Source organism: Methylobacterium sp. CM6246 (assembly GCF_054818005.1).
Genome location: NZ_JBTXKY010000001.1, coordinates 858,738 through 878,800 on the forward strand (window position 1 = coordinate 858,738; position 20,063 = coordinate 878,800).

Here is a 20,063-nt window from a genome sequence, read left to right on the forward strand (position 1 = left end):
CAGTCTCGGATCCCTATGCGCAGAGATTCACGTCGCTCATTCACCGTCGAGATCAAGTCTACCGATCGTCGGCATGCGACCATCATCCCTCGGCGCTCGGCCCCACCAGCAGTTGTCTCGCCGTGGTTCAGCACGGTCGTCTCTCCTGAACCGCTAGCACCGGTCCCAGAGCAGCGTCGCGTCCTGCCCAGCATCATCGTGCCCGAGGCGGCCGAGATCGAAGTCGAGATAATTCTGGCTGCTGATGAAGTCCGCGTGAAGCGTCCGCGCGGCAGGCCTCGCAAAACTGCTCCTGCCCCGTGCGCGTCAATTGAATATCCTGTCGACGCCGCGCCTGCACCGACGCCTGCGGTCGCCCCTGCGCCGCATGTGGATGAAGATCACGCTTCGGAAGCTCTCGCGCCGGCGCTACGCCCTCTCAAGATCAAGACAGGGCCGAACCTCGCACCTGGCGAACGTTGGAAGCGGCGTCTCGGTCGCTGGGCTCGCTAAAATCAGGGGCGCGTGATCTGCCATCCATGAGGTCCGCCCTAGATCTATCACAAGCCGGCCTCACCGGCATTCGCTCAGACCGGATCGATAAGATGCTCCATGGCGAGGACGTCCCGATCCATCTGCAGAGCAGCCTCTACATCTGGCAACAGGAACCCAGGGCAATGGCGCTCGCCCGCCAATGGGCGGACGAGCATGCGCATGATGTGCGCGATGAAGGAGAAGGCGACCGGCGCTAAGCGAGAACGAGCTCTTCCGCCAATCGCCCGAGGCCTTTCGGCGTCACACGTACCTGAGTTCGAATCCGGTCGTGCCCGTCATCGTGTGGCACCGCCGTAACCTTGTGAATCAGCAAGCCGGTGATAATCCGAGACTGGTACGCGATCCACTCCTGGCAACCTGGGCGCTGATAGATCCAACGATTGCTGATCAGATAGCTCTTCAGATCAATGGGTCGCACCTGAAGGCTCTTAGCCGCGTCGCGCATGCAGAGCGATCCATCCGATTCGGCAAGGCGATCGTACGCTTCGACCTTAGGCGCCTGTTCGGCAATGCGTCCGGCCTGACGTTCGATCTCAGCAGCTTGGTCAGCAGCCAATCGCAAAGCCTCAGCAAACGTCTTTGGTAGGGATGGGGCTTAAGCAGCTTCTAATTCCTGCCAGCGGTCGATGATGCGGGCGCGCAACTCGATGCTGTAGCCGGAAACGAGGATCAGGCACTCGCGCTGCGGGAGGTCGAAGCAGGGGAGGTCTCGCCCGTTGCCTCCCCGATACGAGCCCTGGAAACTCAGGGCTGCTCCTTCACCTAGCTCTTCAAGCATGTTGCGGATGTCAGCCATCACATTGTCGTGGCGCTTCCCCGTTCGCTCGGCGATTTCCAAGCTGGACATCGTGAGGGGCATGGCGCCGAGGGTCGCGGCGTTTACGTTTCCAGTGCTATGGGTTTGGTTGATCATTTCGATGGCCCTCCATCGGGTGGTCAGGAGGCGGCGGGGTCGCGCTTGCAGGCTTGGGCCCCGCCGCCGATTTCCGGCAATTTCTTAACCGGCCAGTAACGTTTACTCGGGACCGGCTAATGTTTGCTTAACTCGTTTGGTACGAGGTGATTCGCGCCTCCATGGTCTCGATTGATCGCGGTCGCTCGGAGAGCCCATAGAACCGGGCAACCCCATCAACGGCCCGCAGAAACAGCACAGCAAGCTCGCGCTCCCCGCCCATGCCCATGTCGCGCATGGCGGTGAACGTCCTTCTCTCGAACACCCGGTGAAAGAGCAGAGCCTGAGCTTCCTCGCCGATCCTTGAGGACAGGCGCTGCATCTCTGCCAGCCCATCGCAGCGATCATCCGGGACGCCCGGGAGCCCCTTAGAAACGTCCACGCCCCGCTCAAACTTCGGGTTCGGGAAGAGGCCGGCGTAGGCGCGGTGGCAGAGCTCGTCCAATCGTTGCATGGCCAGGATCCGCGGTCCGATCCGGAGCCGAGCGGATCAGGGATCAGTATTCAGCGAGCATGGCGCACTTCTCGGTGGCGCCACGGCCGTTTGGCTCCGTCCTGTTCTAGCACCGGCTGAAGCCGAGCCTTTAGCGATCCGCCGGAGCTTGCGCGGACGGTCGCCAGCTCATCCCATAGTCGGGGCGGGCCTCGGCACGAGAGATCGCCGGCCCCTGGGCATCGAGCCGGGTAAGCCCGCCGATCAATGCCAGCATCCCGAGCCCAGTAGCGACCGCGACCAGGATCACGGTGGTCTGGCCCGCGTATTGACCCGCCCGGGTGATCGCGAAGCCGCCCAGCGTGAACACCGCGGCGATGCTCGCCGCTGTAGCGAGGGCATGAAGCATCGGACACCTCCTGCGCAGCCCCGGCCGCCGTGTCGGGCAGCGACCAGGGCTAACACGCGCCGTCGTCGGCCGGCGCGCCTCGTTAGACGTCCGCTGCGGGCGGCTCGCCTGTTCCATGTATCTGTCCGATGCCGCGGCTCGGATGCTCTGCAGCTCGCCGAACCCGGTCCGCCCAGGGCATGCCGGCCGAGCGACGCCGTTGTGGCAGCGCTCCGAAGTCTTCCGGCCTGAGTCGGCGGTGTTGCGGTGGCGGAGCAGCTAGGACGTTCACCGGCAGCGCGGCGCGCAGGGCGTCCATCCCGTCGGCGACGGTTCTGCCGTAGGCGGCCAGAGCGATGAGCGCCTTCGCGGCAGGCTCGTGCTCGGATAGCGCGGCGAGGAAGTCGTTACGCGCGCTTCGGCATGCGGCCTGGTAGGCAAGCCGGCACATGAGGCGCTCGTCGTCGTCGAGGCGCTGGGCCTTCGGTGCGGTAGCGTTGTGCCAGTCTGCGTCCGCGGACGTGACCGCGATCGCCTGGTCAATTTCTTCGGCCGTCAACCCCCAAGCACCTGTGTGCATCCTCGGGACAAAGCTCTCGATAACGGCTTCGATCTGCCCCTGCACGAAGGCTTGCAGGTCCGGCCGCTCAGCCAACAGGCGATTGAAGGTGGCGTGCTCAGCCCCGTCAGCGAAGGCAAGAAGCACCGAGCGCTCAGCGGGCATGGGCGTGCGCCTTCTTCGCCTGCGCCTGGGCTGCACGACGCTGCTTTCGCGTCATGTTCGCTGCCGGCGCGTGCGCGGCCTTGAGCGCTGCCATCTTCTCGTCGTCGATCTCGAACGTCTCATTGTCCAGCGCACCGCTCTTCAGCGCGTTGAGGAACATCTCGTAAGACCAAGGCAGGCCCAACGGCACCGCCTCCGGCCACCGACTCTCATCGAATGGGGCTGGCTGAATCGGCTCGCCGGCCACGTCCGGCCATTCGTGGATGGCGCCGAGGCGTGCGCCGTCGCGGTCCACCACCGTCAGCCACAGCTCGCCGCCGATCACGTGCCTGCCGGCGAACTCGGTCCAGGCCGCGGCACCTTTCCGGCGTTGCTCTTCCGCGAGGGGAATGCCGTGCGTGATCGCCTCGAAGGTCTCAGGCGTCCAATCAACATCCGGTTCGGCACCTTGCCGGTGCAGCCGGCTCAGCGCCATAAGATCGAAATCGTCGTGCCACGCCCCTTCGATCTCGACCCAGGTATAGGGCGGGGTATCGTCGCCGTGGACGCCGGGCGAGCGCAGGACAAAGGCGCGGGCGCGGTCCTCTCGCTCCGACCAGCCAGCGACGTGAATTTCGACGATGGTCTGGCCGAGTAGGCGGCCACCAGCGAGCGCGCTCTTATGCTCTCGCTCAAATTCTGCGGCGCTCAGGCTCAAGAACTCGTCGAAGCTGCCGTATTTCTCTGCAAGATCAAGTCCTGCACCAATACCCCAGATGTTGCCTCTGAAGGTCAAGGCGCCCGTCCAGGAGGAGACCGGATAGCTCTTTTGATCTAAGCCAAAGATCCGGCACGACGCATCGTAGAGCGTTGTATCGGTGAGGACGACGACCCTACGCGAAGTCGCGAAGACGTTGACGAGCGACATGCCGCCGATCCTTCTTGCTGGAGGGAATGCTGCCGATCGCGCCGGCGCCTGCGCCAGCGACCGCCAGAATTGGGTTGCCACTGGCCAGACCCGCTAGGAGACCGCCACCAGCCCCCATTAGCGGCGACTGCGACGAGTAGCCGATCGAGGCACCGGCACCGACTGCGGCAAAGCCCTGGCCGAGCTGCGAAGACATGATGCCCCCGCCCGCCTTCTGCGGCTTGAGCGCCTCGCTGAGTGCCTTGCCGATCCCGGACTCAGCCCCGAGCCCGAGGGCCGAGGTGATCTTGTCGCCGTCAAAAAGGCCACCGAGACTGATCTTGCCGCCCAGCAGGCCGCCGAGATCACCGCTTTTCTCACCGGCAGTCCCGAACAGGCCCGAGAGCCCACCCTGGCCGGTCAGGAGCGCCTTGAGGCTGCTGCTGCCGAAGGTCTTAGCCAGGCTGGCGAAGGCGTCGCCGATCTTCTGGCCGCCAAGGATCACGTCATCTGCGAAGCTGGCGAAGTCGTCAGCCATCTGGCGCTGCGCATCTCGGGTCAGCTCCATGCCCCGCTTGGCGTGCGCGAGCGCATCCGTGCTGGCTGCGAGCGTCGTGCCGAGCTTGTCCCATTCGGCCCGCATATCAGCAGTGACTTCGGTCCCGGATTTCTGCGCCGCCCGCTCCAGGTCGTGTGCAAGCTTCAGCTTGATCACGGCGTCGCTGTTCAGGCCAACGCTGCGCGTCTCTAAGTCGAGCTCTTCGATGCGGTCTTTCGTCCGCTGGATCAGGCTGTCGTAGGACGAGATGGCCTCTTGAGCCGCCTGTTGGGCCTGCTTGGCTCCCTTCGCCCCCTGCTGCGCGCGCCCGTCGACGACGGTGCTGACGTAGCCCAAATCGCGGCCGGTTATCTTCTGAGGTGCAGGGCCTGCGGCCTCGGGCGGTCCGGCAACTTCCTGCTTCACCTGCTCTGCCTGCTTGGAAATGGTGCCGAGCTGAGCCAACACACCAGAGATCTGACCAGCAACCGCACTGAAAGCGCCGCCGACCGCCGACGTTATGGTCGCACCGAACGCCACCACGCCATCAATCGCGCTGTTTATCGCCAGCACAATCGATAAAACAATCTGCAGGATCCTGAGCCAGATACCGTCAAGGAGTGTAGCTGCGGCGCTGAAATCCAAGTTGACCGCCCAGGCATCGGCAATTTCCTGCTTGGTGTCTGCGATGTTCTTGTTGAGCTGTAGCGCCCGATCGACCTGTTCCTGCTTCAACACCTCCTTTTCGGCGGCGGCCTGCAACGCGGCGGAAAGCTGCTCCGCGCTTGTGCCGGTGATGCGCATCCGCTCGACGGTCTCGGGGCCGAGCACCTTCTCGCCGACCTGGATGCTGGCGAGATGTAGGCCGAGGGCTTCGAGCTCCTTCATCGCGGCGAGGCCGGCCTTTAGGCGTTCCTCCAGGGTCGTGGCGGTGTCGGCAAGCGCGGTGGACTGCAGGCCGTTGGCGCCGGCTGCCCCTGTGGCGCTGATGCTGTTGAGCATCTTGGACAGGTTGTTGTTGTCCTGTCCCCAGCTGTCCTTCAGGAAACCTGAAGCTTTGGACAGAGCCTGATCCATTTGCTCGTTGGTCGCGCCGATCACCTTTCCGAGCGACTCGAAGCTCTTTAGGAAAGGTGCTCCGACGTCGAGGCTCTGTGCCTTCTGACCGAGGTCGATGAGCTTCTGCAGGTCGTCATAGGCCTTCCCGATGACCGCCGAGGCAACCTGGAAAACGGCGAAAGCGGCGGCGATCGGCAGGAGCGCGTTCGGGATGAGCCTCAGCGCGCCGACCAGGAGGCCAACGACGCTCGTGGCGCCCTCCACTTTCGTGGCATAAGCGGCCAGGCCGCCGGCCACCACCGTCGCCGCCTCTCCCGCCACCGCAAGGCCACGGGCTGCCAGCGTGCCGCCAGCCGCCACCGCGCCGCCCATTGCGGTGCTGCCCTCCGCGAATGCCGCTGTGGCCGCCGACGCGGTGCCGAGATAACCGGCCGCCGACGTAGCGAGGCCTCCAAGCGCCCGCGCCGCCGCAACGCTGGCGGCCAGCACCAGGATCGGATGTGCCGCGGCCGCTTTTCCGACCTCAGCATAGACGGAGCTTTGTTTGCCGAGGGCGGCTGAATTATCGTTGGCAGCCTTCTGCACGGAAGCCGCGGAGGATGCCGCCCGCTCCTGCGCGGCCGTAAGGCCACCGGCTGATGCGGCGGCGGCGTCCTGCACCATTTGCACCTGCGCAAGGGCGCGGGCCTCCATGTCCAGCTGCCGCTGCGCCTTGGCTGCCGCCGCCTCCCGCATGGCCGTGGCCCGAGCCGCCCGATCGCTGGAGGCGGCCCCCTTGTCGTTGCTCGCCGCGGACCGGTCCTGCGTGGCCGTCAGCTTGTCGAGTGATGTGCCAAGGGCGTCGACCTTCGCTTTCGTCTGATCCACGCCCTCCGTCGTGTAGCGGAAGACGTATTCGTCGACGTGCTGTTCGATCGCGGCCATCAGAAGCCTCCAACCAGGATCATCGAATCGAGATTGAAGGCGCGGGCCAGGGCTATTTCACCGCGGAATTTTTTTCGGATCGCGTCTCGGAAAAAGGCTTCCCATGCGGTTGCCGCTCCCTCGATTGGATTCCTTAATCGAGGCCCCCTATCCCTTCCGGCATTCGGGCGATCGGCGATGGCTTCATGCGGCATGAGCGCGGCCTCCAATGTCCGAGGCGGCAATTGGAATACTGATGCGCTGGACCAATGCGTCGAGATCGGCTCGGGCATCGGGATGGCGACGGGCGATGGCTTCGAGACCGGTCGCCACTTCGCGCCATCGGGTATCGTCCAGATTGGACACCGCGGCGGAGAGCGCCATTCGGTATTCGGAGGCAAGGCTATTCCAATGCCGATGGATGGCCATGATTCCGACGTTGAATCGAATGGCCACCCTGCGAAGGCTGATACCGGCAGCACAGGCGGCTTCGATCGCTTCACGCTGCGGGTGCGTGGCGATGGTGCTCTTGCGACCGGGCTTCTGTCTGATTGCGGTCTCGGGCGACATGCGGGCGGGCTCCACCGGTTGATCCGGATCGAGGGGCCCGCGGCCAACCCTGTCTCGGGTGGCCCTATGGCATGTCGCAGCGTCGGCTTAGGCCGATGGCGACACGAGAACGTATCGTGAAACCGTGTCTCGGATCAAGCGGCGTCTTTCGAGCTCGGAGGCCAGGAGTCCAATAGGTCTGAACCGGCACGCATTTCGACGCGGTGGGCGTGCGCATCGTCCCGCGTCTTGCAGAGGTCGATCGCCGAAGCGAAGCGGGTACGCGCGGCGATGTCGGTCTCCACATCCTCCGCCAGGACCTGCTGGCCGTCACGGTAAGTGAACACGCAGAACGGCGGGTTCTTCATGTCGCTGACTTCCATGATCGATCTCACGCTGCCTTGGAACATCAGCAACGCCGCTCACGACGATCCAGGCTCGCCCAGGCTGAAAGGACGCGGCCGCTCGGACCGCAGGACCGTCGTGGTGTCTCCGGATCCGCTCGTTCCTGATCGCGTATTCAGCTGTCCCACTGCATAGTGCTCGCGTCGGCGATCGAGACCGCGATGGCATCGCAACAGCTGGCACCTGACAGGAAGCTCGATGAACTCATCCGCTGGCGCTGTCTCGACACCAGCTGCCGCTGAGCATCCCGTCCGACCCGCATTGCTCCTGGGTGCACTCGGTGTGGTCTTCGGCGACATCGGCACGAGCCCGATCTACGCCTTTCGAGAGTCGCTCAAGGCCGCCGGCGAAACCGCCACCGAGGCGACCGTGTTCGGCGTCCTCTCGATGGTGTTCTGGGCCGTCATCCTGATCGTCGCCCTCAAGTACGTCGTCTTCGTCATGCGGGCTGACAACCAGGGCGAGGGCGGCACCATGGCTCTCTTATCGCTGGCGCTGCCGGTCGCCGGAAAGCTGCGGCCTGTTCTCGCCGTCATCGGGCTGGCGGGCGCATCGCTGTTCTTCGGTGACGCGATGATCACCCCGGCAATCTCGGTCCTCAGCGCAATCGAGGGCCTCCAACTCGTGACCCCGGTCGTCACCCCTTATGTCGTGCCCATCGCCGCTGTCGTCCTGATCGGGCTATTCGCGATTCAGAGCCGAGGCAGCGGCAGCGTCGGATTCCTGTTCGGCCCAGTGATGGCTGCCTGGTTTCTGACGCTGGCCCTGTTCGGGCTGTACCACCTGCTGCAGCAGCCACGTGTTCTGCTCGCCTTCGATCCCCGATACGCGCTGGCCTACGTCGGTCACGCGGGGGCGGGGGTCACCTTCGCGGTTCTTGGATCGGTCTTCCTAGCGCTCACCGGCGGTGAGGCGCTCTACGCCGACATGGGCCATTTCGGCCGCGGCGCCATTCGAATCAACTGGTTCGCCTTCGTGCTGCCCGCCCTCCTGCTCAACTACCTCGGACAGGGCGCACTCGTGCTCACCGATCCCGCCGCGGCAGCCAATCCGTTCTTCCTGCTGTTTCCGAGTTGGTCGCTGGCTCCCTTCGTCGGGCTCACGACATTGGCCACTGTAATCGCCAGTCAGGCGGTGCTGTCGGGTGCCTTCGCCCTCGTGCAGCAGGCCATCCAACTCGGCGCAATCCCTCGCCTTGAGATCCGGCAGACGTCGGAGGAGTCGATTGGGCAGGTGTACGTGCCTCAGCTGAATTGGCTGCTCGCTGCGGTGGTGCTCGGCCTGGTGTTCGGCTTCCGCTCGTCGGATGCGCTCGCCAACGCCTACGGCATTGCGGTTGCAGGCGACATGATGGTGACCACGCTCCTCGTCACCACCGTCGCCTACGGTCTATGGCGCTGGCCGCCCTACCTAGTCTTCCCGGTCGCCGGTCTGTTCCTGGTGCTCGACCTGACCTTCGTTGGAGCCAACATCCATAAGATCCCGGCAGGGGGCTGGTTTCCGCTCCTGGTCGGGAGCATTGCGCTGACGCTGATGCTCACATGGAGAAAGGGCCGGGCTGTCGCCTTCGACCGTCGGGATAAGGACTTCGCCACGATGACGGACTTCATCGCCGGCCTCGATCGGCCGGACGCGCCGATCCGAATGCGTGGCACCGCCATCTATCTCACGAAGCAGACCGAGATCGTCCCTGCGGCGCTTGCGCTGAACGTTCGACACAATGGGGTGGTGCACGAGCGCGTGGTGATGCTGAAGGTGACGACGGAACGGGCTCCCCGCGTCCCTGAGACAGAGCGCGTCAAGATCGAGCCGCTGCCGGCCGGTTTCAGCTTGGTCTGGCTGACCTTTGGGTTCGCCGAGAAACCCGATGTTATGGCGGCGCTGCGGCTGCATCGGAATGAGGTCGGGGTCGATCCGGACACCGCCTCGTTCTTCATCGGGCGGGAGAAACCAGTCCCGTCGCTGCGCCCAGAGCTGAGCTCATGGGAAGAGCCGCTCTACGCCTTCATGGCCCGCAATGCTGTGCGGTCGCCGGACTACTACCGGATTCCGCCGCCTCGGGTCGTCGAACTCGGGACCCAGGTTGAGATGTAGGCGCTCATGATACCGGGCCCGCCTCTCCCGGGTGGCGACCAGATCTGAACCTAAATGCGACGGTGGGCTTATTGATCGATCGAGCCTGCCAATCGCTGAACTTCCTGCAGTGCCTCGATCACATCAGCGAGGCGAGCCAACGGTATCCTGATACCCTTTGGCGTCTCGCGCATTGGCCCGTGGCCGATGGTGGTGGCCACGCGCAGATCGCAACCAAGGGTGCCGCCCTTCTCTCGCAGGCTCACCCTGATGCTCTCGCGAGCGCTCTTCGGGATCTCGCCGACAATCCGGTCCGGCATGGATGGGGCTCCTCCGGTTACGGCCGTGTCACCGCGGCATAGCTGGTCAGGACGTTCCGCCGGTCCTTGGCGGCCAGGGCGTCGATCTCGCTGAGCACATCGGACAGGCGGCCCATCGTGCGGTGCTGCTCGGCGGCCCGGATGGAGCCCTGAAGATTGAGACCGCGGGGGCCCAGCAACAGGTGGGCGATGGCTCGTAGGATGCGCAGACGAGCCACGCGCTCCCCTGGTTCGAGGTCGGGCGCGAACGGCCCCCAGCTATCGGCCGACCGGATCACCGGACGCTCCATCCCGCTCTCTGGGAAATGATTCGACGGCGGATGGACGGCGACCGTCGTCATCATACGGCTCCTCCATGCTGGGCCTGTGCTAGGGCGGCATTGGCGAGGAAGGCGCACGAGACCGGGTCGGCCAGCGCGTGAGCCAAGGCACGCCTCTGGACATCGGTGAGGCCGCCCGGTGCGACCTCCATGTCATCCCGATTGAGCAAGACGCCGTACCGGTGAGCGAGGGCTTGCACTTTCCTCAGCGATCGCTCGGCGCGAGACAGAGCAGCTTTTCGGCCTGCGCTTAAGTCCGGCCCATAGGCGAGCGCGGCATCTCGTCTGGCTCCGTAGCGGACTGCGAGACTGCGCAAGAACGGCCCACGGTCGCCAGGTGGCATCCGTTCGATGTCGACGGCCTGTCTTGGCGTCATGCTGCCACCTGCCTATTCGCTAGCGCCGCAGCTGCAGCATCAATGTCGACGAAGGACCCGATGGGGATGCCCTCGAAATCGTAGGCGTACACACAGCGTGTCCCTCCGCGGACCACACTGCCGATCAACACCCCGTCGCTGAACAGTTGGAGACGCATCTCGCATCGCTCCTATCGATAGACATCGTATATCATATTGACATGGTCGATAGATAGCGCACGGGCTCGGTGGAGCGGGTTCCGCCAATTGATGCGGTGTCGGCTGTTGAAGCTTACGACTCTGGCCGAGTCGGGCATCCTCACGCAGAAGAGCTTTATCGCCTCCAGCCTCTCGCTTTGGTCCGATGGTTGCAAAGCTTGCGCATCCCACGCGGAGGCTGACGATGAAGCGACGCACGTTCCTCGCCGCGGGCGCCTCCACCTTGGCAGCGCCGATCGTCGGTCGAGCCCAAGGTTCGCGGGTGCTCCGCATGGTGCCCCAAGCGAACGTGACGTCGATCGACCCGATCTGGACGACTGCGATCGTGACGCGCAACCACGCCTACGTCGTCTACGATACGCTCTTCGGCCTCGATGCCGACCTGCAGCCCCAGCCCCAGATGGCGGCCGGCTACCGGGTCGAGCAGGATGGGCGGAAAGTGACGATCGCCCTCCGCGAGGGGCTGCGCTTTCATGACGGGACCCCCGTCCTCGCGCGCGATTGCGTCGCCAGCATCAGGCGCTGGGCCGCGCGGAACGGCTTCGGCCAGACCTTGATGGCCGCAACAGACGAGCTCAGCCACGACGGCGATACAACCATCGTGTTTCGGCTCAAGGCGCCGTTTCCGCTGTTGCCGAATGCTCTAGCGAGCGTCAGCCAACCCGCCTTCATCATGCCCGAGCGGATCGCGCAGACTGATCCGTTCAAGCAGATCACGGATGCCACCGGCTCCGGGCCGTTCCGCTGGAAGGCGGACGAGTTCAACTCGGGCAGTCTGATGGTCTACGAGCGGCACAGCGGATACGTGCCCGCCCCCGGTGCCTCGAGCCTGACCGCCGGCGGTAAAATCGCACACTTCGACCGGGTCGAATGGCAGATCATCGCTGACGGTGCCACCGCGGCGGCCGCGCTGCAGAACGGCGAGATCGACTGGTACGAGCAACCGCCGCCCGAGCTTCAGCAACTGCTCGCACGCAATCGGAACATCGTGGTCGAAGGCCTCGACCGCTTCACCAACCCAGCCATTCTGCGCATGAACCACCTGCAGCCACCGTTCGACAATGTCGAGGTGCGCCGAGCGGTGCTGCCGGCCATCATGCAGAGCGACTTCATGGCAGCTGTGGCCGGTGATGATCCCGCCAACTATGACGATCGGTGTGGGATCTTCACGCCGGGAACGCCGATGGCGACGGATGCCGGCATGGAGGTGCTCACGGGGCCGCGTAGCGTCGAGAAGGCGCGGGCGGCGCTGAAAGCCGCGGGCTATAGCGGCGCGAAGGTTCGGCTAATCGGTCCGACAGACATCCTGGCGCCCTCGGCGATCACCCAGGTCGCGGCCGATCTGCTGCCCCGTATCGGCTTCAATGTGGATCTGGCCCTGAGCGACTGGGGTACGGTCATCCAACGCCGCGTCTCACGCGAGCCCGTTGATAAGGGCGGCTGGTCCGTGCTGCTGACTACGTTCTCGTCGTTCGACAATGCTGATCCGGCGGCGCTTCAACCGCTCAGAGCCAACGGCGCGGGTGCCTGGTTCGGCTGGCCGTCGATTCCGAAACTGGAGGAACTTCGAACCGCTTGGTTTGCTGCTCCCGATGTAGATGCTCGGAAGGCAGTCTGTGCGGAAATGCAACGCGTTGCACTGGACGAGGTGGTCTATGTGCCAGTTGGTTCCTACCGATCGATGACCTCTTACAGACGCAATCTCACCGGCCGCGTTTTGGGGTTTCCAATATTGTGGAACCTTCGCAAAGACTAGGGTGTGCCCTCAGCGCCTTTTGAGATGCCGCGGAGGATCCGGCCGCTACCGTCAGGCGACGGATGAGCACGGCAGCGGCAGCGTCCAAGTCCGTGAAGGTTTCTGCATCGATCCTATCGATAGACGCCGTATATCACATCGACGATATCGATAGATATGTTCCGCATGTGTAGACGTCACCAGGGCACAGTTTGCCCTGCGTAATCGAGGAACGTGCAGCCTCGCTGCCCAAGCTGGGCTTCCAGTACCTCCACCATTCCCTGCGCGCTGGTTTCGACATCCAGCGTCGCTCGCCGTCCGCCGAGATCAGTTTTCACCCAGCCAGGGTGCATCAACACCACGCCCCAATCTGCTCCTGAGTGCTGGCCCATGAACGAGCGCGCGAGGGTGTTAAGCGCCGCCTTGCTCGCTCGATAGCTGCTCCAGCCGCCACCACGGTTCAGGGCGACCGAGCCGAGCTTCGACGTCATCAGCACAATGAGCCCGCCAAGCCTGACACGCCGGTGAAACGTCTCGGCAAAGCGGATCGCGCTCAGGGCGTTCGTCTGGAAGATTGCCGTCGCGATCTCGCGGGGCAACAAAGCGGCTGGGGTGCCGGCTTGGGTAGCCACACCGGCGACCACGAACACGAGGTCGAAATCAGGCACCTCGGCGAGCGCTGTGCGAAGCCGTAGCACCGCTGCATCGTCGTCGATGTCGACGTCTTCCTCGATCCGCAGAGGACCGGTAGCGCTGAGCTCAGCGAGCGCCTCGGATGGACGCCGCACCGTCGCTGTGACGTCCCATCCGCATTCGAGGAACCGTCTGACGAGCCCGAGACCAAGCCCACGCGACGCCCCGACGATCAACGCGCGGCGCTGGCTCATGAGACCAAGGCCTCAGGGCCGAAGCCCAGGCCTGACGCAAATCGATTCCAGGTCTCCACCCGGACTTGGCCGCCGGTGGCGCGGCGATGCCCCTGAGCGAACTGATCATCAGCACCGAGCTCAGGTGCACGCTCTTGCAGGAATGAGATCAGGTCCGGGACGGTGGCGCTGCGCGTGGCGAAATGGACGTAACCAGATCGGAAGCCTGCGTTTGCGCCGATCACCACCTGCCGGCGCAGGCGGTGGGTCCAGGACTGCGCGACGAGCGGATGGATCTGGCAGGGCGAGTCGGCTCGGATCAACGCCACCGGCCCGGCGAAAAGCGGTGGTACCGCACGGGCAGCATCAAGCGCGGCCTTCACCTCGGCTCGGGCGGCATGCAGAGCCTCAGCGTCCGGATCTGCGGCGGACAAAATGTCGGCGGGCCCGGCAGCCCGCAGGAGCAACCGCAAGGCGGGACCGGCATCGCCGGAGGCTGAGCGTCGGGGTGCGTTGACGAGGCTCACCACCTCTCGCAGGGCCTTGGCCGTGTGCGCCTTCTTGATAGGCGCCATCACATCGGGGAAATCAGCACTCGCTCCCCGTTCCCCGAGATCGCCGACGAGCCCAATCCCGGCCAGCCAAGCCAAATCGTCCGCCTCCCCAAGTGAGGACGCGCAGGAATAGGCCAACAGGCTTGAGGTCGGGATCGGCGCATCCGCATGACCGCTGATCACCGCGGCCTCAGCTTCGCCGGGCATTGAGCGGGGCACGTGGTGATCCACCAGGATCGTGGGCACGCTGGGCAGGATGGCGCCGGCCTGCACGCCGAGATCGGTCACCACGATGCCACCAGGGGCGAGCGGTGCGAGCTCATCGTGGATCGCCGTCGACCAAGCAGACTCTCCACGACCGATCACTCGGACATGGGTGGGGCCGCGGCCAGCCCTTTCAAAAGCTCTCACCAGGATGGCGCCCGCGGACAAGCCATCGGCATCGTCATGGCAGAGGATCGCCGGAGCTCCCGATCCGAAACTCGAGACGGCCTTGGCGAAGGTTGCCCCGTGGGCGGCAAGATCGGCCATGGCCGTCATCTCCTGGATAGCTGCCTCAGGCTTCTTCCGCCTTGCGCCGCCCGCGGCCGTGCTGCTCCTTCGTCATCGCCGCATCCTCAGCCGCCGCCAGCTTCTCGGCCTTGCCGGCGGTGGCGGACGAAGTGCCGGCCTCCGGGGAGTTGTCGGTAGCCGCGGTGGAAGCCGCCTGCTTCGGATGCCCTTTGCTATTGGTCGGCGATTCAGCCTTGCCGCCCTCGGGCACCTCGGAATGACCGGCCCCGGCCTCTGCACTTCCGGCCGCCTGCACTTCTTCGGCCTTATGCGCCTTGGCCGACTGGTTGTGGCTGTTCTCGGACATGCGGTTTTCCTCAGGGTGGCACCGGGCAACCGCGTCAGGAGGGCAGAGTTGCCGAATCGCTTGACGCAGGCGTCAGCCTCCAGGCGAACGAGTGATCGGACGGCGGATGTCGTCGGAAGCTGAATCCAGCTCGGCCGCCTCAATGGCCGATCGGATCGCCGCCATCATCGCATCGGCGCCAGCTACCGTGAGTTCAATCCGATCAGTAGCCTTCGATGACTCACCGGCGCCTGCCCGGAGGCGGAGGCGGACCTGAGGCCTGCCATTCACCATCATGGTGCTGACGATTGCGCGGTGATCACGCTCACCTGCAATTCCTACCTTTCGGGTGATGCGAACGCCGCTCATCTGTCCGACCTCCATGATGCGATATGGCGGCCGCCCAAACCGAACCGGCATGGGCGATTTGATTCAGGATCCACGAACAGCGCAGATTGCTCGGCCGAGACGGCATTCAGCGCGCTCCAGATGGGCGATCTCCGCGTCCCTATCGGCACGGGCCTCCGCATGACCGGCAGCGCGGCGGTCCCAGCGAGTGAGCACCTCCAGCCACCAGGGCCATAGGCGACGCCGAGCCCACAGCATGGGCAGCGCGACGGTGAGCAGGATTGAGAGTCGCCACATCATCGGCGTCCCTTCATCGACCAAAGACCAATCAGATGAGCATCCCGCTGCGTTGGTCGCGCTGATGGATAAGATATCGGCCGCTCGAACATGCCGGTCGGCGGAATGGCGGCGCCAATCAGAACCGTTCGACGTCTTTTCGGCGCATCATCTCCGGATTGTGCAGGCTCTGTGGTACAGGCTGATTCAGTCATCGAATTTCGTTCCTGGGGTTCGTGATCAGGCTGAGGGGCCCTGGCAGGGGCTTCCTCGGCCGTTTTGGTTCCAATGGACCACAAATACGCAGCACACGCCGTCGGAGCGGATGGTCTCGGGATTTTTGGTAGACTCGGCAGTCGGCGTGCATCGGGAACGCTCAGGCGATCCCTCCGGGGACTGGTAGACTATACAGTGTACCTGCAGCCGAACCGTGGACGTAAGTTTTCAGCTCTGACGGTTCGGCCTCAGGTACCGTGAGCCACCTTTTGTAGGTGTACGGTTCGCCTACAGGTACCGTTTGGTTCGCCAGGGAGGACCGAGTGTACCTGAGGGCGAACTGTGAAATTGCTTCCGGGTTGCCACCTCATGAACAGCTTGGACGGCAACTCCCCCGTCGAGTCGCATACATATTCAGTTAGCCGCCATTCCGTGGCACGTCGGTCCTTGCGGGAGAATGTGCCCCGGATCACCACCTCGATGAAGCCACGCTCTTGGAGTTCCACGAACCAACCATGAGCGGTGCTCTTCCCAACATGAAACTCGTCAGCCACCTCACGAATGGAAAGCGGGATGCTTCCGTTGTTGCTGCCGGGACCAGCGTACCTGCGCTGGAGCATGAGGTAGACGGCACGAGCACCCGCCGAAAGCGAATGCCAAGCACAGCTGTCGTACAGCCAATGCCGTAGCGCGATGTACCTACCCTCACCCTTAGAGCGGCCAGTCTTGTTGGACTTGCTCACGCTGCACCTCCTTGGCTGATTAGGAGGCGCCAGAGATGTGCACGAATTGCACCCTCGTATGATCCGACCTCGGCCCGGATGAGTGGCTCAGCAACCCCCTTCTTGCGGAGCCCCTCTTCGAGACGCCGGAGCTGTTCGCGAAGGTGGCCTTCTGCATGATTGGCAGGGACCGTTGCCATGTAGGCCGCCGTTTTTCTGATCTGCGGCAGACGGCGGGCGTACCGAAAGGGAAGGACGATCGCCGTCATGATCCACCTCCGGGGCAAAATGGCCGATCGAGAGCGGCAGCAGCAGCCTTCTCATTCGGAAAGGTGCCGATGATCCTGCCATCGGCATCGAAGGCCATGACGCCGCCTGTGGTGCTGCGAGTAGTTCCGAGGAGGGACCTGCCAGCGTAGATGCTGCGATCTCCGCGGACTGTACCGGCGGCCTTCATGCGGCATTCTCCTGCCGTTCGATCCAGCTCAAGATCGTTGAACGCCGGGCGCACAGAGTGCCGCCGATCTTGAAGCAGGGCAGCCCAAGCTTGTCGGCCGCGTGGTAGACCTTCCGACGGTTTGCCTCGGCGTCATCGCCGAACATGAACTGTGCGATGGCACCGGCCCCGGACATCAGATCCTGGGCAAGAGGCAAGCCGGTATCGTTCGCGCCAGAGTGGCGCGTTGCAGCCGTTGTCATACCTGGAGTCTCCTAGTTGCGTACGGTCTTTCCGACGGCAGATAATGTCACTTCGGTTATGGTAGTCGCGTCGGTTCTGTCGCCGAAAACTTTATCCTGTTCTTCGATTCGTTTTTGCGAATTGAATTGAAGGATGCAGGTCGGCTCATCTGGTTCTTCATCGTTATTCGACTGCCATCCAAGCCAGAGGTAAAGACCTGGGCGGGGCTGTCTGAATGTCACTGTTAGATTGTGCCCTGCTATCAAACCGCGATCCTCATCTGACCCGGCATAGAGTTCGAGTATAGAACGCAGGCACGATATAGCATTTTTAGGCTTATGAAGGGCCAGGCTCAGATTATCTCCGTCATCAAAGATTGGGTAAACTTCTTCGACGTCGCATAGTTCTGAAAACGATCGCACCACATTCGGCGCCTCCTTCGCCAGAGGAGATGCATTTACGCCAATGAGTAGGTGTACTGCATCTTCGATGGTCATCTGCGCTGCGGCTCGCCCGCGGCCGTGTTTGGAGATCAGGCCGGCATCGCGAAGATACTGGCCAACGCCTGTCACGGTCATCTCGCTGATGCCTTCGGCTTCAGCGATTGTCCTGATTAGGTCACGAAAGAGCGCCATCGCACAAACCGACAATAAGGATCATTCCGATAGAGCGTCAAGCGCTATCTGGAAAATTCTGAAAGAAGCGTGATACGCTTGCCGCGGCCGATATGACATCGACGCAGGAGGCATGGAATGGCTTCAATCCGAAAGCGAACGCTCCCCAGCGGGAAAGCCGTCTGGTTGGCTGGATATATCGACAGCGGCGGAAAGCGCCGGTTCAAGCAATTCGACCGCAAACGCGATGCGGACGCCTTCCTCACCCGTGCGAAGGCTGAGGTTGCCGCTGGCACCCACGTTCCGGATCGCCAAGCAAGCACGGTGAATGACGCCTATGCGCTGCTCCTCTCGGCGTTGGAGGCGGACAAGGCTGCGGGTGCTACGCTGCACAATTACCGTGTCTATTACGGTGGCCACGTGAAGCCGTACCTGGGCTCGCGGCTGCTTCCGAAGCTACACCCGGCGGACATCGGCGACTGGCTCGAGCGGCTTAAGGCCGAGGGGCGGACCGACGATACGTGCCGGCGTGCCAGGATCGTGCTGGGTGCTGTCTTCGATGAGGCGATCCGCCGGCGTCTCGCCCACACCAATCCGGTTCGATCGCTTCGCAGCCGGCGGAAGACCCGGCGCGCGGAGATCCGTGAGGTCGAGGAGACGATCCGAATCCCAGAGCGTGAGGTCGTCAGGGCAATGCTTGCCGCGGCCGCGGACACCGAAGCGCTATTTCTGATCGCTCGCGAACGACAAGGGGAGGGAGCTCGTATTGTCGAGGTTCAGCGCATCTCGGCTGAGCATCCGATAAGGGAGGCGCGTGCCTTCCGCGTGCGGCACCCGGAGATGGTGGTTCAGACCTTCCGCCCTACGCCGTGGCTGCGGCCGCTTCTTGCCACGATGGCCCTCGCCGGTCTGCGGATTGGTGAGGCACGCGGGTTATCCTGGACGAGCGTTGAGTCAGAGCACCTGCAGGTCCGCGAGGGAGTCGACCGCTACAACGTTCGGGACACAGTGAAGACGGCGGCTGCGCTGCGCAGCGTGCCAATCGGCCCCCAACTCGCAACGATCCTAGCGAACTGGCGGGCAAGGACGGCAGGGGAGGGTGGTCTCGTGTTCCCCTCGGAGACCGGGACACCAATTGGCTACCCGAACATCGTCAATCGGCAGCTCGGGCCCCTACAGATCGTCCTCGGCATCGTGGCGGCCGATGGGTCTCCACGATGGACGGCGCACAGCTTCCGCCACTTTGCCGTGTCCCTGTGGATCGATGAAGGTGCGAAGATCGGGCAGGTGTCGGAATGGGCTGGGCACGAGTCTTCCGAGTTCACCCAGCGCGTCTATGGGCACCTGTTCAGGGCTGGGCGAATGGACCGCCGGGCAGTCACTGCGGGCGAGCTTTCTGTGCTTGGTGCAATCGAGCCAGCAACACCAACGCAACACGGCAACGACAACGCGATAAAAAAGAACACGCCGGCAACGGCTTAGGTGGCCGCAACAGCCGCCTTCTAAGCGGCAGGTCGTTGGTTCGAGCCCAACCGGGGTCGCCAGGCGTTTTCTGGAGGCGGTCGAGCGTCGCCTGCGCCAGTTCACGCAGCGTACGAGCCCGGCGCCCCGGGGCGGAGGTCGTCCCCGTCGTTGCCGGCCCTGGCGTGTCCGAACGATTCGCCGGCCGCACCCTGGCTCAGCATCCTGCCTGCTGAGCTCGTCGGAGCGTCGGCCCGACGTGTCTGTGCGGGTGAGGGTGAACGCGCTCCGACAACTGCCACCGTCGCACCGGCGCTCCGGCATGGGCGCAACGGCGATCGTCGGATCACGGCGCCGCTTCGGCGCGCGGGTTGGGTGGAACGTGAAGCGGTTCGACCCTTCGTCGGGCTCGTAAGCCGCTGATCTGGCCCTGTGAAAGGCTTTCGGTTCCGGCGCGTCGACCGAGCTGCGGCGGGCGCGCCTTCGGTGCGAAGACGGCTCAGGCGTGCGCCTCGAACCCAGGTCCCCAGAGCGGGCCGGCCCCCAGGACGATGCCGTCCCGGAGGCGCCGTATGTCCTCGTCTTCAGCCCCGCGGAAGCGGAACAGGAAGCGCCGCCGTCAGATCGAGGCGGCGCGATGGATGCGGTGGTATCGCGCTGCGCGCTGGCTGGCGCGCGCATTGTGCAGACGGCGCATCCGGTCCTGATGAACCTCATCCTCGTACGATGGATTGACTGTCATCGCGGCGTGGATCGGCAGTGCAGGAAGCCTCTCGTTCTGCGGGTGTACGGTTTTCATGGCGATGCCCCTCGTCACTACTTACGCATTCGAGCTTAACCGCTCATTTGCGATTTGCAAGCGGGCGGCGGGACCCCGTCACCATGGGATTGGCCACCGCGTCCGGCGATCCGCCCGATCCGCATGAGCCCCCCGCTTCCGGACGCAGGACCTGCCGGCAAGATCCGGCGGAACGCGGCCGGGTGTCGGTCGGCTCTCAACGCCCCCTCCGTTCGAACACGTGCGCGCGGACCGAACACGTGCGCACGGCCCGGCGCCTGCCCGCAGCGCGGCAGCTCCCGACCGCATGCCGCGGC

Annotated in this window: 24 protein-coding genes and 1 tRNA gene; 5 read left to right on the forward strand and 20 right to left on the reverse strand. The window is 64.1% G+C overall.

The window, feature by feature from the left end; translation table 11 throughout:
- Window positions 1-584: 584 nt before the first annotated feature.
- Window positions 585-731 carry a hypothetical protein gene (locus tag ACYQPG_RS04300; protein ID WP_461230351.1) on the forward strand — a complete coding sequence of 49 codons (147 nt, stop codon included), beginning with the start codon at window positions 585-587 and terminating at the stop codon, window positions 729-731.
- Here ACYQPG_RS04300 and ACYQPG_RS04305 read toward each other — a convergent pair.
- The 10 genes from ACYQPG_RS04305 to ACYQPG_RS04350 form a co-directional block, all read right to left on the reverse strand.
- On the reverse strand, window positions 728-1,090 hold the full coding sequence (locus tag ACYQPG_RS04305; protein WP_461230352.1) for a phage antirepressor KilAC domain-containing protein: 363 nt from the start codon (window positions 1,088-1,090) through the stop codon (window positions 728-730). The genes ACYQPG_RS04300 and ACYQPG_RS04305 overlap by 4 nt on opposite strands.
- Before the next feature lie 39 nt (window positions 1,091-1,129).
- The gene (locus ACYQPG_RS04310) at window positions 1,130-1,447 is read right to left on the reverse strand and encodes a Rha family transcriptional regulator (protein ID WP_461230353.1); all 318 of its coding nucleotides are present in this window, start codon (window positions 1,445-1,447) and stop codon (window positions 1,130-1,132) included.
- Window positions 1,448-1,574: 127 nt separating this feature from the next.
- The gene (locus tag ACYQPG_RS04315; protein WP_461230354.1) at window positions 1,575-1,940 is read right to left on the reverse strand and encodes a hypothetical protein; all 366 of its coding nucleotides are present in this window, start codon (window positions 1,938-1,940) and stop codon (window positions 1,575-1,577) included.
- A 130-nt stretch (window positions 1,941-2,070) separates the two neighbouring features.
- Window positions 2,071-2,328, reverse strand: coding sequence for a hypothetical protein (locus ACYQPG_RS04320; protein WP_461230355.1), 258 nt, complete (start codon window positions 2,326-2,328; stop codon window positions 2,071-2,073).
- Between the two features lie 82 nt (window positions 2,329-2,410).
- Entirely contained in the window at window positions 2,411-3,031 is a 621-nt protein-coding gene (locus tag ACYQPG_RS04325; protein WP_461230356.1) for a hypothetical protein, read from the reverse strand.
- Window positions 3,021-3,938: a hypothetical protein gene (locus tag ACYQPG_RS04330; protein ID WP_461230357.1), complete on the reverse strand. Its 918-nt coding sequence runs from the start codon at window positions 3,936-3,938 to the stop codon at window positions 3,021-3,023. The genes ACYQPG_RS04325 and ACYQPG_RS04330 overlap by 11 nt, the downstream gene beginning before the upstream one ends.
- Entirely contained in the window at window positions 3,904-6,438 is a 2,535-nt protein-coding gene (locus ACYQPG_RS04335; RefSeq protein WP_461230358.1) for a hypothetical protein, read from the reverse strand. The genes ACYQPG_RS04330 and ACYQPG_RS04335 overlap by 35 nt, the downstream gene beginning before the upstream one ends.
- Window positions 6,438-6,632 (reverse strand): hypothetical protein, encoded by a 195-nt coding sequence (locus ACYQPG_RS04340; protein WP_461230359.1) that lies wholly within the window; start codon window positions 6,630-6,632, stop codon window positions 6,438-6,440. The genes ACYQPG_RS04335 and ACYQPG_RS04340 overlap by 1 nt, the downstream gene beginning before the upstream one ends.
- On the reverse strand, window positions 6,622-6,987 hold the full coding sequence (locus ACYQPG_RS04345; protein WP_461230360.1) for a hypothetical protein: 366 nt from the start codon (window positions 6,985-6,987) through the stop codon (window positions 6,622-6,624). The genes ACYQPG_RS04340 and ACYQPG_RS04345 overlap by 11 nt, the downstream gene beginning before the upstream one ends.
- Window positions 6,988-7,121: 134 nt before the next feature.
- Window positions 7,122-7,349 carry a hypothetical protein gene (locus ACYQPG_RS04350; protein ID WP_461230361.1) on the reverse strand — a complete coding sequence of 76 codons (228 nt, stop codon included), beginning with the start codon at window positions 7,347-7,349 and terminating at the stop codon, window positions 7,122-7,124.
- 220 nt (window positions 7,350-7,569) lie between these two features.
- On the opposite strand from ACYQPG_RS04350, the gene ACYQPG_RS04355 reads away from it, so the two are divergent.
- A complete protein-coding gene (locus ACYQPG_RS04355) occupies window positions 7,570-9,465 on the forward strand; it encodes a potassium transporter Kup (protein ID WP_461230362.1) in 1,896 nt (631 codons plus the stop codon).
- A gap of 68 nt (window positions 9,466-9,533) precedes the next feature.
- Here ACYQPG_RS04355 and ACYQPG_RS04360 read toward each other — a convergent pair whose 3' ends face one another.
- Window positions 9,534-9,764 (reverse strand): hypothetical protein, encoded by a 231-nt coding sequence (locus ACYQPG_RS04360; RefSeq protein ID WP_461230363.1) that lies wholly within the window; start codon window positions 9,762-9,764, stop codon window positions 9,534-9,536.
- Between the two features lie 17 nt (window positions 9,765-9,781).
- Complete coding sequence (locus tag ACYQPG_RS04365; protein ID WP_461230364.1) at window positions 9,782-10,105, reverse strand: hypothetical protein; 324 nt, start codon at window positions 10,103-10,105, stop codon at window positions 9,782-9,784.
- Window positions 10,106-10,843: 738 nt separating this feature from the next.
- Here ACYQPG_RS04365 and ACYQPG_RS04370 point away from each other — a divergent pair.
- Window positions 10,844-12,415 carry an ABC transporter substrate-binding protein gene (locus ACYQPG_RS04370; RefSeq protein ID WP_461230365.1) on the forward strand — a complete coding sequence of 524 codons (1,572 nt, stop codon included), beginning with the start codon at window positions 10,844-10,846 and terminating at the stop codon, window positions 12,413-12,415.
- Window positions 12,416-12,591: 176 nt separating this feature from the next.
- On the opposite strand, the gene ACYQPG_RS04375 is transcribed toward ACYQPG_RS04370, so the two are convergent.
- From ACYQPG_RS04375 to ACYQPG_RS04405, 7 genes are all read right to left on the reverse strand, one after another.
- Window positions 12,592-13,281: an SDR family NAD(P)-dependent oxidoreductase gene (locus ACYQPG_RS04375; RefSeq protein ID WP_461230366.1), complete on the reverse strand. Its 690-nt coding sequence runs from the start codon at window positions 13,279-13,281 to the stop codon at window positions 12,592-12,594.
- A complete protein-coding gene (locus ACYQPG_RS04380) occupies window positions 13,278-14,345 on the reverse strand; it encodes a DHH family phosphoesterase (RefSeq protein WP_447672504.1) in 1,068 nt (355 codons plus the stop codon). The genes ACYQPG_RS04375 and ACYQPG_RS04380 overlap by 4 nt, the downstream gene beginning before the upstream one ends.
- Before the next feature lie 25 nt (window positions 14,346-14,370).
- A complete protein-coding gene (locus tag ACYQPG_RS04385) occupies window positions 14,371-14,673 on the reverse strand; it encodes a hypothetical protein (RefSeq protein ID WP_461230367.1) in 303 nt (100 codons plus the stop codon).
- A 72-nt stretch (window positions 14,674-14,745) separates the two neighbouring features.
- A complete protein-coding gene (locus ACYQPG_RS04390) occupies window positions 14,746-15,021 on the reverse strand; it encodes a hypothetical protein (RefSeq protein ID WP_147907869.1) in 276 nt (91 codons plus the stop codon).
- A gap of 1,210 nt (window positions 15,022-16,231) precedes the next feature.
- Window positions 16,232-16,483: a DUF6074 family protein gene (locus tag ACYQPG_RS04395; protein ID WP_419828758.1), complete on the reverse strand. Its 252-nt coding sequence runs from the start codon at window positions 16,481-16,483 to the stop codon at window positions 16,232-16,234.
- A 184-nt stretch (window positions 16,484-16,667) separates the two neighbouring features.
- Window positions 16,668-16,913: a DNA-binding protein gene (locus tag ACYQPG_RS04400; RefSeq protein ID WP_447672503.1), complete on the reverse strand. Its 246-nt coding sequence runs from the start codon at window positions 16,911-16,913 to the stop codon at window positions 16,668-16,670.
- 12 nt (window positions 16,914-16,925) lie between these two features.
- Complete coding sequence (locus ACYQPG_RS04405) at window positions 16,926-17,528, reverse strand: hypothetical protein (protein WP_461230368.1); 603 nt, start codon at window positions 17,526-17,528, stop codon at window positions 16,926-16,928.
- A 165-nt stretch (window positions 17,529-17,693) separates the two neighbouring features.
- Here ACYQPG_RS04405 and ACYQPG_RS04410 point away from each other — a divergent pair, with 165 nt between their 5' ends.
- Window positions 17,694-18,989, forward strand: coding sequence for a tyrosine-type recombinase/integrase (locus tag ACYQPG_RS04410; protein WP_461230369.1), 1,296 nt, complete (start codon window positions 17,694-17,696; stop codon window positions 18,987-18,989).
- A tRNA-Arg gene (locus tag ACYQPG_RS04415) sits at window positions 18,983-19,051 on the forward strand. The genes ACYQPG_RS04410 and ACYQPG_RS04415 overlap by 7 nt, the downstream gene beginning before the upstream one ends.
- A gap of 536 nt (window positions 19,052-19,587) precedes the next feature.
- Here the strand turns inward: ACYQPG_RS04415 and ACYQPG_RS04420 are convergent.
- Window positions 19,588-19,767, reverse strand: coding sequence for a hypothetical protein (locus tag ACYQPG_RS04420; RefSeq protein ID WP_147909629.1), 180 nt, complete (start codon window positions 19,765-19,767; stop codon window positions 19,588-19,590).
- Between the last annotated feature and the right edge of the window lie 296 nt (window positions 19,768-20,063).

Coding starts and splice junctions, on each gene's coding strand:
- ACYQPG_RS04375 (WP_461230366.1), bottom strand. CDS start 13,281: ATGAGCCAGCGCCGCGCGTTGATCGTCGGGGCGTCGCGTGGGCTTGGT.
- ACYQPG_RS04320 (WP_461230355.1), bottom strand. CDS start 2,328: ATGCTTCATGCCCTCGCTACAGCGGCGAGCATCGCCGCGGTGTTCACG.
- ACYQPG_RS04405 (WP_461230368.1), bottom strand. CDS start 17,528: ATGGCGCTCTTTCGTGACCTAATCAGGACAATCGCTGAAGCCGAAGGC.
- ACYQPG_RS04400 (WP_447672503.1), bottom strand. CDS start 16,913: ATGACAACGGCTGCAACGCGCCACTCTGGCGCGAACGATACCGGCTTG.
- ACYQPG_RS04380 (WP_447672504.1), bottom strand. CDS start 14,345: ATGGCCGATCTTGCCGCCCACGGGGCAACCTTCGCCAAGGCCGTCTCG.
- ACYQPG_RS04395 (WP_419828758.1), bottom strand. CDS start 16,483: ATGACGGCGATCGTCCTTCCCTTTCGGTACGCCCGCCGTCTGCCGCAG.
- ACYQPG_RS04310 (WP_461230353.1), bottom strand. CDS start 1,447: ATGATCAACCAAACCCATAGCACTGGAAACGTAAACGCCGCGACCCTC.
- ACYQPG_RS04330 (WP_461230357.1), bottom strand. CDS start 3,938: ATGTCGCTCGTCAACGTCTTCGCGACTTCGCGTAGGGTCGTCGTCCTC.
- ACYQPG_RS04355 (WP_461230362.1), top strand. CDS start 7,570: ATGAACTCATCCGCTGGCGCTGTCTCGACACCAGCTGCCGCTGAGCAT.
- ACYQPG_RS04370 (WP_461230365.1), top strand. CDS start 10,844: ATGAAGCGACGCACGTTCCTCGCCGCGGGCGCCTCCACCTTGGCAGCG.
- ACYQPG_RS04350 (WP_461230361.1), bottom strand. CDS start 7,349: ATGGAAGTCAGCGACATGAAGAACCCGCCGTTCTGCGTGTTCACTTAC.
- ACYQPG_RS04365 (WP_461230364.1), bottom strand. CDS start 10,105: ATGACGACGGTCGCCGTCCATCCGCCGTCGAATCATTTCCCAGAGAGC.
- ACYQPG_RS04325 (WP_461230356.1), bottom strand. CDS start 3,031: ATGCCCGCTGAGCGCTCGGTGCTTCTTGCCTTCGCTGACGGGGCTGAG.
- ACYQPG_RS04390 (WP_147907869.1), bottom strand. CDS start 15,021: ATGAGCGGCGTTCGCATCACCCGAAAGGTAGGAATTGCAGGTGAGCGT.
- ACYQPG_RS04385 (WP_461230367.1), bottom strand. CDS start 14,673: ATGTCCGAGAACAGCCACAACCAGTCGGCCAAGGCGCATAAGGCCGAA.
- ACYQPG_RS04360 (WP_461230363.1), bottom strand. CDS start 9,764: ATGCCGGACCGGATTGTCGGCGAGATCCCGAAGAGCGCTCGCGAGAGC.
- ACYQPG_RS04335 (WP_461230358.1), bottom strand. CDS start 6,438: ATGGCCGCGATCGAACAGCACGTCGACGAATACGTCTTCCGCTACACG.
- ACYQPG_RS04300 (WP_461230351.1), top strand. CDS start 585: ATGCTCCATGGCGAGGACGTCCCGATCCATCTGCAGAGCAGCCTCTAC.
- ACYQPG_RS04315 (WP_461230354.1), bottom strand. CDS start 1,940: ATGCAACGATTGGACGAGCTCTGCCACCGCGCCTACGCCGGCCTCTTC.
- ACYQPG_RS04345 (WP_461230360.1), bottom strand. CDS start 6,987: ATGTCGCCCGAGACCGCAATCAGACAGAAGCCCGGTCGCAAGAGCACC.
- ACYQPG_RS04420 (WP_147909629.1), bottom strand. CDS start 19,767: ATGAAAACCGTACACCCGCAGAACGAGAGGCTTCCTGCACTGCCGATC.
- ACYQPG_RS04340 (WP_461230359.1), bottom strand. CDS start 6,632: ATGCCGCATGAAGCCATCGCCGATCGCCCGAATGCCGGAAGGGATAGG.